The organism is Streptomyces sp. NPDC059010 (genome assembly GCF_042740355.1).
In the GTDB taxonomy this organism is placed as follows: domain Bacteria; phylum Actinomycetota; class Actinomycetes; order Streptomycetales; family Streptomycetaceae; genus Streptomyces.
On sequence record NZ_JBHYJA010000063.1, the window covers coordinates 1 to 11,827 of the forward strand.

10 protein-coding genes and 1 pseudogene are annotated in these 11,827 nt (G+C 71.6%); 5 read left to right on the top strand and 6 right to left on the bottom strand.

Features of this window, described 5'->3' with window-relative positions:
- Positions 1-104 precede the first annotated feature (104 nt).
- Positions 105-263: pseudogene (locus tag ACFWYS_RS42065) on the top strand (WYL domain-containing protein); the annotation flags it as partial.
- 146 nt (positions 264-409) lie between these two features.
- Positions 410-616, top strand: coding sequence for a hypothetical protein (locus ACFWYS_RS42070; RefSeq protein WP_384781558.1), 207 nt, complete (start codon positions 410-412; stop codon positions 614-616).
- Positions 617-732: 116 nt separating this feature from the next.
- On the opposite strand, the gene ACFWYS_RS42075 is transcribed toward ACFWYS_RS42070, so the two are convergent.
- Positions 733-1,905, bottom strand: coding sequence for a sulfite oxidase (locus tag ACFWYS_RS42075; protein WP_384781478.1), 1,173 nt, complete (start codon positions 1,903-1,905; stop codon positions 733-735).
- A 241-nt stretch (positions 1,906-2,146) separates the two neighbouring features.
- On the opposite strand from ACFWYS_RS42075, the gene sthA reads away from it, so the two are divergent.
- The 3 genes from sthA to ACFWYS_RS42090 all read left to right on the top strand — a co-directional run bounded on the left by sthA (position 2,147) and on the right by ACFWYS_RS42090 (position 6,303).
- Entirely contained in the window at positions 2,147-3,550 is a 1,404-nt protein-coding gene (sthA, locus tag ACFWYS_RS42080) for a Si-specific NAD(P)(+) transhydrogenase (protein WP_384781480.1), read from the top strand.
- A gap of 309 nt (positions 3,551-3,859) precedes the next feature.
- Positions 3,860-5,332, top strand: coding sequence for an APC family permease (locus tag ACFWYS_RS42085; RefSeq protein ID WP_384781482.1), 1,473 nt, complete (start codon positions 3,860-3,862; stop codon positions 5,330-5,332).
- A gap of 11 nt (positions 5,333-5,343) precedes the next feature.
- Positions 5,344-6,303, top strand: a complete 960-nt coding sequence (locus tag ACFWYS_RS42090) for a hypothetical protein (RefSeq protein WP_384781483.1) — start codon at positions 5,344-5,346, stop codon at positions 6,301-6,303.
- A gap of 5 nt (positions 6,304-6,308) precedes the next feature.
- Here the strand turns inward: ACFWYS_RS42090 and ACFWYS_RS42095 are convergent, their stop codons facing one another.
- From ACFWYS_RS42095 to ACFWYS_RS42115, 5 genes are all read right to left on the bottom strand, one after another.
- Positions 6,309-7,058 carry a Clp protease N-terminal domain-containing protein gene (locus ACFWYS_RS42095; protein ID WP_384781485.1) on the bottom strand — a complete coding sequence of 250 codons (750 nt, stop codon included), beginning with the start codon at positions 7,056-7,058 and terminating at the stop codon, positions 6,309-6,311.
- A gap of 47 nt (positions 7,059-7,105) precedes the next feature.
- The gene (locus tag ACFWYS_RS42100) at positions 7,106-8,254 is read right to left on the bottom strand and encodes a HoxN/HupN/NixA family nickel/cobalt transporter (protein WP_384781487.1); all 1,149 of its coding nucleotides are present in this window, start codon (positions 8,252-8,254) and stop codon (positions 7,106-7,108) included.
- A 188-nt stretch (positions 8,255-8,442) separates the two neighbouring features.
- Positions 8,443-9,297, bottom strand: a complete 855-nt coding sequence (gene prcB / locus ACFWYS_RS42105) for a proteasome subunit beta (protein WP_384781489.1) — start codon at positions 9,295-9,297, stop codon at positions 8,443-8,445.
- 88 nt (positions 9,298-9,385) lie between these two features.
- A complete protein-coding gene (locus tag ACFWYS_RS42110; protein ID WP_384781491.1) occupies positions 9,386-10,330 on the bottom strand; it encodes a YbhN family protein in 945 nt (314 codons plus the stop codon).
- Complete coding sequence (locus ACFWYS_RS42115; protein ID WP_384781493.1) at positions 10,327-11,823, bottom strand: hypothetical protein; 1,497 nt, start codon at positions 11,821-11,823, stop codon at positions 10,327-10,329. Before ACFWYS_RS42115 ends, ACFWYS_RS42110 begins: the two co-directional genes overlap by 4 nt.
- Positions 11,824-11,827: the final 4 nt, after the last annotated feature.

Here is an 11,827-nt window from a genome sequence, read left to right on the forward strand (position 1 = left end):
GGGCCCCCGCGGTCCCGGGGGTGGGCGGGGGGCCCGGGGGGGGGGGGTCCGCGGGGGGGGCCCCCGGGGGCCGCCGCCGCCACAACAAACCCCCCCCCCCCCCCCGGCTGCGGTTGGAGGTGGCTTTCCAGGATTCACGCCACGCTGAATGGGCGCTCTGGCAGCTCGCCACGAACGCGGAAGTCCTGGCCCCGCAGTGGTTGCGCACCTCCCTGCGCAACCGCGCCGCCGCGATCGTCTCCTGCTACGGAGTGTCATCCTGAGAGCATCAGGCTGGGAACGGCCGGCAGGTGCCCAGCAGGGTTTTGGCGCCTCCGGATGCAGGGTCCGCTCCGGCGTTGAATGGTGATAACAGACCCGATGACCGCACCGGGCCCGAAGAACTGATCCGGATCCGAGGAGCGAGATGATGCCGACATCCCAGCCCGAAACGTCGGGGCCGTCCGAGGATCGCGTCACCCCGGACGACCTGCTCCACGCCCGCACCGGCACCGAAGTGTCGCCCGAGGACATAGTGCTTGCCTCGGGCAAGGACATCACCCCACGCAACCTGGAATGGGCCAAGCGCAAGCTGGAGGCAGAGGGTCCCTCCGCGCTCGACAGGCTGCTTCCCTAGACAGGCTGGTTCCCCAACCACCCCGGCCATGATTCGCACAGGTCGCCTCGGGTGCGGGTCGGCACCCGGGGCGGCCGGGTGCGGTGACTGGCCCATTCCTCATGGCGCCTGCGGCCTTACCCGGGGTCGCCCCCGGCCCCAGCCCCGTCCCGGTCCGCATCCCCGCCATCGTCTGTGTCCAGGCACAGCACCGGCACCCGCTGTACGAGATTGTTGGCGAAGCCCCCGCGGTTCCAGGGCTGCACCAGTGGCTGGGTGTGGCCCTCGGCGTCGGCGGCCCGGGCGCTCAGCACATGTTCGCCCGGGGTCGCCGTCCAGCTGTGCCCCCAGCGGCGCCATGCCCACCGGTGGCCGGTGTCCGGCTCCAGCCCGGCCTCCCGCCAGGTGCGCCCCGCGTCCGTGCTGACCTCGACGCGCGTCACCGGCGCATGCCCTGACCAGGCACGTCCCTCCAGGGTCACCGTGCCGGGCCGGACGACACGGGCCCGGGACATGAAGTCCGGGAAGCCAGGTGGGACGAGCAGGGCGCGGGGTGCGATACGGGTGACCGGGTCGCCCTCGTCCTCGGGGTTGCGGCGCAGCCGGTAGGCCACGGTCTGCTGGAATCCCGTGAACGGCACATCCGCGACGGTCACCTCCCGCAGCCACTTCACCTGCGCCATGCCGTACCAGCCGGGCACGACCAGCCGCAGCGGACGGCCGTGCTGCGGGGGCAGCGGGGCGCCGTTCATCGCGTACGCCACCAGTACCTCGGGATCGCTGCCCGTGGCCACGTCCAGGGGCAGCGCGCGCTGGTAGTCCTGCTCGACGCCGCGCTCCACGCCGTGGTCGGCGCCGGTGAAGACCACGTCGACCGCGCCGGGCTCGACTCCGGCCTCCGTCAGCAGCAGGCGCAGCGGTACGCCCGTCCACTCGGCGGTGCCGACCGCCTCGACGAGCCAGGGCTGGCTCACCGGCCGGGGTGTCAGCAGGGCCCGGCCGTTGCCCGCGCACTCCAGTGTGACCCGGGTGGTGACCTGCGGGAACGTCCGCAGGTCGGCCAGGTCCAGCCGCAGCGGGCGGCGGACGCGGCCGCCGAGGGTCAGCTGCCAGGGGGTGTCGTCGGGGACGTACGGGATGTCGTAGTGGGTCAGGACGTAGTGCAGGCCGGGCGGGGTGAGGTCGTGGCGGAGGGCTTCGAGCGGCAGGCCGTGGTTGCGGGTCGCGAGCGCCAGTTCGTCCCGGCCGATGCCCTCCTCGGGGGCGGCCAGCCGGGCCGGTGCGCTCGTGTCGGCGAGTCGGTGCCCCATAGCCGCATTATCGACCCATGACGGCGTGTTTGAGCCACGCTCGCAGGATCACGCCACTCCGCCGCAACCGATCACACCACTCCGCCGGAACGGCCCGGACCGGGCACGGGCGCCGCGGCCGTGGCCGGGAGGCGGCCAGGAGGCGGCACAACCTCCGCTCCGCCCGCGGCACTTCACCCGCCGCCGATGGTTTCCCGCTCACCCTTTCGTAAGAGGTCTTCCGGCTGTCAGACTCCGGAGGGTGCCCGACTTCGACATGCTCGTCATCGGATCCGGTCCGGGTGGCCAGAAGGCCGCCATCGCCGCGGCCAAGCTGGGCCGCCGGGTCGCCGTCGTCGACCGCCCCGACATGGTGGGCGGCGTCTCCATCCACACCGGGACCATTCCCTCCAAGACCCTGCGCGAGGCGGTGCTGTACCTGACCGGTCTCACCCAGCGCGATCTGTACGGCCAGAGCTACCGGCTCAAGGACGACATCACCGTCGCCGACCTCACCGCGCGCACCCAGCACGTGGTCGGCCGGGAGGTGGACGTCATCCGCAACCAGCTGTCCCGCAACCATGTCGCCCTGTACGCCGGGACCGGCCGCTTCGTGGATCCGCACACCATCGCGCTGCGCGAGGTCACCGGCCATGAACGGCTGCTGACCTCGGAGCACATCGTCATCGCCACCGGCACCCGGCCCGCGCGGCCGGGCAGTGTGGAGTTCGACGGGCGGACGATCATGGACTCGGACAACGTCCTGGCGCTGGAGCGGGTGCCGCGTTCCATGGTCATCGTGGGTGCCGGGGTGATCGGCATGGAGTACGCCAGCATGTTCGCCGCGCTCGGCAGCAAGATCACCGTGGTGGAGAAGCGGGCCGGGATGCTCGACATGTGCGACGTCGAGGTGATCGAGTCGCTGAAGTACCACCTGCGGGACCTCGCGGTGACGTTCCGCTTCGGGGAGACGGTCGCCGCGGTCGAGCGGCATCCCCGCGGGACGCTGACCATCCTGGAGAGCGGCAAGAAGATACCCGCCGACGCGGTGATGTACTCGGCGGGCCGGCAGGGGCTCACCGACGAACTCGACCTGGACAAGGCCGGGCTGACCGCGGACCCGCGCGGCCGGATCACGGTCGACGAGCACTACCGCACCGACGTGCCGCACATCTACGCCGTCGGCGATGTCATCGGCTTCCCGGCGCTGGCCGCGACATCGATGGAACAGGGCCGGTCGGCGGCGTACCACGCCTGCGGGGAGCCCGTGGGCCGGATGCACAACCTCCAGCCGATCGGGGTCTACACCATCCCGGAGATCAGCTTCGTGGGCCGGACCGAGGACCAGCTCACCGAGGACCGGGTGCCGTTCGAGGTCGGCATCTCCCGCTACCGCGAGCTGGCGCGCGGGCAGATCATCGGCGACTCGCACGGCATGCTGAAGCTGCTGGTCTCCCCCGAGGACCGCACGCTGCTCGGGGTGCACTGCTTCGGTACGGGGGCGACGGAGCTCATCCACATCGGGCAGTCGGTGATGGGGTGCGGCGGCACGGTCGACTATCTGGTCGACGCGGTGTTCAACTACCCGACGCTCGCCGAGTCGTACAAGGTCGCGGCTCTGGACGCCACGAACAGGCTGCGCCAGATCGACCGGATCGGGGACTGAGCCCCGCCCATCCCTCCTCCTGCCCACCCCCGTGGTCAACCCTGTGGTCACGGGGGCTCTTGAAGCCTCAAGAATGTGGCTATCATCACTCGCGCACGCGGCGTGACGGCGCGGCGACGCAACGGCGTACAGTGTCCGCCACCCCTTTCGGCCGCCCCTGCCCCGAGGTCATCCCTCTCCGGTCCGTGGCGTAGTACCACCCGCGTAGTACCACCCACGAAGTACCCACCCGCGTAGTACCACCCCACCCCCCATACGCCGTCGGGGCCAGGTTCGCCTCGCGTCGTGCACGACGAAAGCAGCGCATCCATGAGCAACAACAGGGGCAGAGGGCTGCAGGCCAATGTCCTCGGCACATTCGACACGGTGGTGATGGCGGTCGCGGGCAGCGCCCCGGCGTACTCGCTGGCCGCTACCACGGCGGTCCTCGTCTCGGCGGTGGGGCTGGCCAGTCCGGCCGCGCTGCTGTACTGCGCGATACCCATGCTGGGCATCGCCCTGGCCTTCAGCTATCTCAGCCGCATCGACGTGAACGCGGGCGCCAGTTACTCGTGGGTGGGGCGTACGCTGCACCCTTTCCTGGGGTTCGTCAGCGGCTGGGCGCTGGTGATCTCGGCGACGATCTTCATGGTGGCGGGTTCCCTGCCCGCCGGATCGATGACGCTCGCCCTCTTCGACCAGGACCTCGCGGACAACACCGCGCTGTCGACGCTGGTCGGCGCCGGCTGGTTCCTGGTCATGCTGTTCGTGGTGCTGGGCGGGGCTCGGCTGACCGTGCGGGCGCAGCTGGTGATGTCCGGTGTCGAGCTGGCCATACTGGCGCTGTTCGCCGTACTCGCCCTCTTCCACTCGGGCAGTGCCCGCGCCTTCGACTGGTCCTGGCTCGGCTTCGGGCACTTCGACGGGGTGACGGGGTTCGCCTCGGGGGCACTGATCGCCGCGTTCTACTACTGGGGCTGGGACGTCACCAGCAATCTCAGTGAGGAGACCCGCAACAGCCGTCGTACGACGGGTCTCGCGGGCCTCATCGGGGTGGGCATCGTGTTCCTCCTCTTCGAGGTGTTCACGATCGCGGTGAGCGTCATCCTCTCCTCGACGCAGATCCAGCAGAACGAGGCCAACGTGCTGGCCGTGCTCGGTGAGGAGATCTGGCCGGGCTGGGGCGGCAAGCTGCTGATCGTGGCGGTCATGCTGTCCACCATCGCCACCCTGGAGACCACGCTCATCCAGGTCACGCGCTCGCTGTTCGCGATGGGCCGGGACCGTACGATGCCGTCCGCGCTGGGCAAGGTGCACCGCCGGTGGAACACACCGTGGGTGGCGATCGCGGTGGTCGGCGTGGTGGCGCTGGCGATGTTCATCGCCTCCAACGCCCTGGGCTCGGTGGGCGACATCCTCTCCGACGCCATCTCGGCGATCGGGCTGCAGATCGCCGTCTACTACGGGCTGACGGGCCTCGCGGTGGTCGTCGCCTACCGCCGGATGCTGCTGAAGTCGGTGGGCAACTTCGTGCTCGGCGGGCTGTGGCCGCTGTTCGGGGCCCTGTTCATGTTCTGGATCTTCGTCGAGTCGCTGAGCGAGCTGAGTACGTCCGCGATCGCGATCGGCATCGGCGGCCTTGCGGCGGGGCTGATCCCGATGTTCTGGTACTGGCGGCAGGGCAGTGACTACTACCGGCCGGACAAACTGGATGCCTCCCGGACCGTCCAGGCGGACTACGTTCCCGACGGCGCCGGCGGCCCGAACTCCCTTGTCCACGAGGGTCTTCCCACCGACTTCTGAGGGAGACCGCGATGGCGAGAGACCGCTTCGCTCCCGACTTCGATCCCGACTGCGGGGACGCACCGCTGACCCGTGCCCGCCAGGACATCGTCATCGGCCGCTGGCAGGGGCTGCGGGAGCTGCTGCGGGCCACCGGTCCGGACTGGACGGTGCGGGGCCACCGGGTCCGGTTGCTCGCGCAGGTCTGTGCGGGCAGTTCGACGGTGGAGTCCTGGCTGGCCGCCGAACCGCACAGCGGCGACGCGCTGGTGCTGCGGGCGGCCACGGAGACGGCCCGGGCGTTCAATACGGCCATCGCCGCGGGCCGGGGCGTGCCGATCGAACAGCAGCGCATCGACACCGCGGTGCTGTCCTGTCTGAAGGCCGCGGACTCCTACCCGGACGACCCGACGCCGTGGGTCTCGCTGATCTCCGTCGCACGGCTGTATCAGTCGGGCGTACGGCGGCAGGAACTGGGCCGCTGGTGGGACGAGTTGCACCAGCGCGACCCGTACAGCGTGGAGGGGCATCTCCAGGTCCTGCACTACTACTCCTCGCGCTGGCACGGCACCCACGGCCTGATGTACGACTTCGCCCGTGACGCCGCCGGGGTCGCTCCGCCCGGCTGCCCGCTGCCGGTGCTCGTGCAGTACGCCCGCGTCGAGGAGTACCGCTACGCCCTCGACGCGGCCAAGGGACAGCACGCCTCCATGGGGCTCGGCCAGCACTGGAGTCATGACGGCGCCGTCAGCGACGTAGGCCGGACCTGGGAGCGCTGGATCATGAACCGCACCACCGACGCCGTGGCCCCCGGCGAGCTGCGCGACTTCAACTACCTGGCCCACGCGGCGTGTCAGGCAGGGGTCCACGATGTCGCCGCGTCCCTGTTCCGGATGCTGGGACGCCGCGCCACGCGCGCTCCGTGGACGTACACCGGCGATCCGGAGAAGCAGTTCGTCAGATGGCGCGGGGAGGTGGGGCTGCGTCGGTGACCGGCTCAGGCGCCGGCGGCCGGACTCAGACCCTCGACGGCCGGGCTCAGGCCTTCGGCGGCCGGGCTCAGGCCTTCGGCGGCCGGCGGGGCGAACCCGGCCTCCGCCAGCACCGTCGCCGCGACGCCGCGGCCCACACCGGCGAGGCCGATCAGCAGGTCGGCGCAGTCGATGTGCGCGGACCCCTGCTGCTCGGAGCGGACCTCCGCGAGGGCGATCGCCTTGCGGGAGTAGGGAGTCCAGGCGATGCGCTCGGCGGCCTGGGAAGCTCCCCTGCTGAGTCGGCCGGCCACGGTGCGGTGGACCGTGTCGGGGGAGACTCCGGCGGCTTCCAGGAGCCGGGTGGCGCTGTTCGCCTCCGCCGTCAGCCCCCACAGGAGGTGTTCGGTGCCGATGTAGTTGTTGCGGTGGGACACGGCGGCCTCCTTCACCTGGGTCATCGCCCGGCGCAGGTCCTCGGACATCGTCTCCGGCCCGTAGCGCTTGTGCGGTGCGTGGAAGCGCTGCTGCACCGCCTGCCGGGTCACCCCCAGGGCGGCCCCGATGTCGGTCCACGAAACGCCGTGCATCCGGCAGTGCTCGACGTAGTCCTCGACCAAGTCGTCCGCCAGGGCCTGCAGTTGGCCCGCCAGACCGGCCGCGGTCGTCAACAGGGCCAGCCAGTCCGGCTGTTCCTGCCCGCCGCCGGGGCGGTGCGCGGTCACGCAGGTGCGGTCCACTTCCGCGATGAGGTCGTCCAGATCGGGAATCGCCATGAGGCAAGTACGCCTTGACACTTTGGAATTGTCAAGGCGTACTTGCCTCATGACGGTTCGGCGCCCCGACCGTCCGCCCACTTGTCCTCGATCCGGCCGAGCCGCCACACCAGCAGGGCCACGGCCCAGGTCACGATGAAGACGCCCACGACGACGAAGCCGGCGGTGTTGAGGTCGAGACCGGTGATCCAGTCCCAGAAGGGGCCGTGCAGGGCGAGGCGGTCGGCGAGGAGGGCGAGGAGTTCGACGGTGCCGATGAGCAGGGCGACGGCGACGGAGAGGCCGGTGACGGTGAGGTTGTAGTAGACCTTGCGGACGGGCTCGGAGAACGCCCAGCCGTAGGCGAAGTTCATGAACGTGCCGTCGATGGTGTCCAGCAGTGACATACCGGCGGCGAAGAGGACGGGCAGGCACAGGATCGCGTACCAGGGCAGCCCGGAGGCGGCGCCCGAGCCGGCCAGGACCAGCAGGGCGACCTCGGTCGCGGTGTCGAAGCCGAGGCCGAAGAGCAGGCCGAGCGGGTACATGTGCCACGGCTTGGTGATCGACCTCGTCGCGCGGCCGAGGAGGCGGTTCATGAAGCCGCGGTTGTCGAGGTGCTCTTCGAGGGCCGCCTCGTCGTAGCCGCCGGTGCGCATCCGGCGGAACACCTTCCAGATGCCCGCGAGGGCGACCAGGTTGATCGCCGCGATCAGATAGAGGAAGGCCCCGGAGACCGTCGTACCGATCAGGCCGGTGATGTCGTGGAGGCGGGAGTCGTCGTCACGGACCGGACCTGCGAGGGTCTGCACGCCGAGCGAGAGCAGCAGCGCCAGGGCGAAGACGACGCGGGAGTGGCCGAGCGAGAACCAGAACCCGACCGACAGCGGCCGCCGCCCCTCCCCCATCAGTTTGCGGGTCGTGTTGTCGATGGCCGCGATGTGGTCGGCGTCGAAGGCGTGCCGCATGCCGAGCGCGTACGCGGTGACACCGATGCCGATGCCGAACGTCTGCTGTCCGATGCCGTAGTGCTCGGGCGCCACCACGAAGACGAGGGTGAACCAGCCGATGACATGCAGCGCCAGCACGAACGCGGCCATGCCGCCGACCCTGCTCCACTCCTGCCGCGTCATGGAGCCGCGGACGCGGTGCCAGGCCGTGCGCTGCGCGGGGGCCGTGGCGGGGAGGGTCGGAGTGGAGTCAGGGGCAGCCGTCATCGGGGAGGGAGGGTCTTTCTCGTGGAGGGCGACTGCGCTGTACAGCCTGCGGCCATCCTCCGGTACTTGCAAACCATGTGCAGTAAAGCCCATGGCAGTTCTTCGCCATGGAAGCCAAAGCTCCGGTCATGGCGAGGGAAAAGCGCGGAGGCAGAAGCCGCCGAAGCCGAAGGGTGGGGAACTCCCTGTCAGGGCGCGGCGTTCGGGCCGTCCGGGCGGCTGAGGCGCTGTGCGACCACCTCTCGCGTCAGCTCCTCCGTCTCCGAGTCGGCCAGTCGCTCGAAGCCCTCCTCCGTGACCACCGCGACGCTGGGAAAGATCCGCCGGTTGATGTCCGGCCCGCCGGTCGCCGAGTCGTCGTCGGCCGCGTCGTACAGGGCGTGCAGCGCGGCCAGGACCGCCTCGCGCCGGGACATCCCCGGGCGGAACAGCTTCTTCAGCGCGCCTCGGGCATAGGGCGATCCGGAGCCCTCGGAGTGGAAGTCGTACTTCTCGTACGGCCCGCCGGTGACCTCGAAGTCGAAGATGCGTCCCCGTGCGCCCTCGGGTGCCCTGACGTCGTAGCCGACGAGGAGCGGTACGACGGCGAGGCCTTGCATGGCCTGGCCGAGGTTCTGGCGGATCATGCCGGCGAGACGGCTCGCCTTCGCCTTGAGGGTCATCGGGATGCCCTCGATCTTCTCGAAGTGCTTCAGCTCGACCTGGTACAGCTTCACCATGTCCACCGCGAGTCCGACGGTGCCGGCGAAGGCGACGGCGGTGTGGTCGTCGGCGGGGTGGACCTTCTCCAGGTCGCGCTGGGCGATGAGGTTGCCCATGGTGGCCCTGCGGTCGCCGGCGATCAGCACGCCGTCGCGGTAGGTGAGGGCCAGCACCGTGGTGCCGTGCGGGAAGCGGTCGGCGGCGGCGCGGACGCCGTCGGGGAAGGGGCGGCGCATGGGCAGCAGGGCGGGCCGGTGTGCCGTCAGGAACTCGGTGAAGGACGAGGTGCCCGGAGTGAAGAACTCCTCCCCCAGCCGCCCCTCGTGCTCACTGCCCGCCATGGCGATCCCCCTTCTCCGTCCGGCTCCCGCGTCCGGCCGACAACCGGAGTCCTACCTGAACAGGCCGCCCGGGAAACGCCTTCGGCGCTCACAGGGCCCGGCGCCGGACGAGCACGGCGAGGACCAGCAGGCCGGGCAGGAGCGGCAGCCACACCGTCAGCAGCCGGTAGCCGAGCACGGCGGAGGCGGCCGCCGCGCCCGGGGCGCCCACGGCGGTGAGCGCGAAGGCGAGGGCCGCGTCGAGGGAGCCGAGACCACCGGGGGTGGGCAGCAGGGCGGCCGCGGTGCTGGCGGCGAGGTAGAGCAGCGCGACGCGGGCGGGTGCGAGCGGCAGGGCGACCGCGCGGGTGACGGCGACGAGTACGCCGCAGTGCAGCGTCACGAAGGCCAGCGAGCCGCCCCACAGGGCCGTCGCCCGCGCCGGTCGCCCGTGCACGGCCGCGATGTGCGTCCGCACCGGGGCGAGGGCCGGGCGGCACCGGCCCCACAGCGGGCCCGCCAGCACAGCGACCGCGCAGGCGGTGAAGGCGCACCCCGCGAGCAGGTGTCCCGCGCCGACGTACGGGAGGTGCAGCACTCCGGGGCAGGCCGTGACGAGTACGGCGATCAGGGCGCCGCGCATGACCGCACCGGCCGTGCCCTTGACCGCGAGCGCGGTGGCCGCGCCGGAGAGAGATAAGCCGCAGCGCATCAGGAAGCGCAGGTTCACCGCGCCCGCGCCCAGGCCGGCGGGCAGCATCTGGTTGGCGGCGGAGGAGGCGAACTGCGCCGCCACGAGCCGCCCCCGCGGCAGCCGGTGGGGCACCGCGCCCTGCTGGGCGAGCGCCGCGCACGGCCAGGTAGCCAGGGTGGCCGCGGCGGCCACCAGCAGCCAGCCCTGGTCGGCGACGGCGAGCCGGACGGCGCCCGTTTCGAGCACCGGCCAGTGCCGGCGGGCCAGGCAGGCCACGGCCACCAGCACGGCGAGCGTGAGAGCCGTGTGCCAGTAGGCCCGTCCGCGCCGGGGCTCGGCGAGTACCTGATCCGGTGTCATGCCGGTCCGCCCGCGCCCGGCGTCGGGGCGATGCGGACCTCCAGCCGGTCGAGGCGGTGCACTTCCCAGCCGTCGGCGTACCGGGGCGGTTTGCGGCCGGGCGCGCTGAGGGCGCCCACCGGGATGCTGCGGGCGGTCCGCAGGATCTCGGCTCTCGTGGTGTTGGCGTTGTGGCCGTGGGTCGCTCCGGACGCGCAGCCGGTGTAGTGCGCGACGGGGATGGCCTCGTGACCGGTGAGCAGACAGGGCGGGCGTACACCGAGGCGGTGGAGCTCGGCGGCGGAGCGGGTCCAGGCCCGGCGCTTGGCGGTGGTGCGGTCCACGGTGCGGTCCAGGACGGTGTACTGCACGGCCAGATGTCCGATCAGCCCGACCGCGAGGACGGCGGCGACCGCCGGGCGCCACCGGCCGTTCGGCTTGGTGGCCGCATGGAGCAGCGCGTCGGCGACCGGGACGGCGAGAAGCGCGTAGGCGGGCAGCAGGAAGCGGGGCGCGGCGTATCCGATGAGGAACAGGTAGGGGAAGGCGGCCGTCGCGGCGCAGGCCAGCGGGACCAGGGTGCGGGTGGTGCGCCCGGACCAGACGGCGACGGCCAGGGCGTAGGCGGCGAGCAGGGGCAGGACGAACCACCAGGCGTACACGGCCGGGTCGGGCATCTCGCCGTCACAGGGCCGGCACAGGGTGGTGCCGACCAGGCTGCGCAGCTGGTCGTCGACGGCGAGGTTCCAGCCCAGGTCGCCCTGGATGCGGGAGGCCTGGTTGAGCCGCTCCCGCAGTCCGCCGTAGCTGACGAACGCCTCGATCACCCACTCGGCGCCCCCGGCGACGAGGCCCGCCACCAGGGCGCCGCCGAGCCGCCGGTGCCGTACCGCCACCGCCAGGGCGAGCAGGGGCAGGGTGACCCATACGGCGTCGGTGGGCCGCATCCACGCCATGACCGCGGCACCGGCCAGGACGCCGCACAGGGCCCGTGCGTCGAAGCGGTCCGCGTGGGCGCGCAGGGAGCAGCCGACGCAGAACAGGGCGCCGTAGGCGACCCAGAGGTTGGGCATGGCCTGCGGGCCGTAGAAGAGGGTCACCCACAGGGTGGTGAACAGGGTGCCCGCACCGGCCAGGACGCGGGCCGGGAACAGTCCGCGCCAGGCTCGCAGGGCCAGATACAGGCCGAGTCCGGACAGGACGGCGAGGTAGACACGCAGCAGTGTCGTGGACGACGACCAGGAGGCGACGGGCCACACCAGCAGGGGCACGCCACGCGCGCGTGGTGCGCTGAAGAAGGCGGCCGGCGCCTCGCCGGCGACCTGGCTGACGTAGACCACCTCGTCCCAGCCCAGGCCCATCGAGGGCGGGACGAGGAGGAGTTGGGCGAGGGTGAAGGCGCCCGCCACCGCCATGAGCGAGCCGGTACCGCGTGACCGCCAGGCCCCGTCGGACACGGTCGCCGTGCCGTACCGCTCGGCACTCACGAACATGGGCTTCGTGCCGTGGGCCATCGTC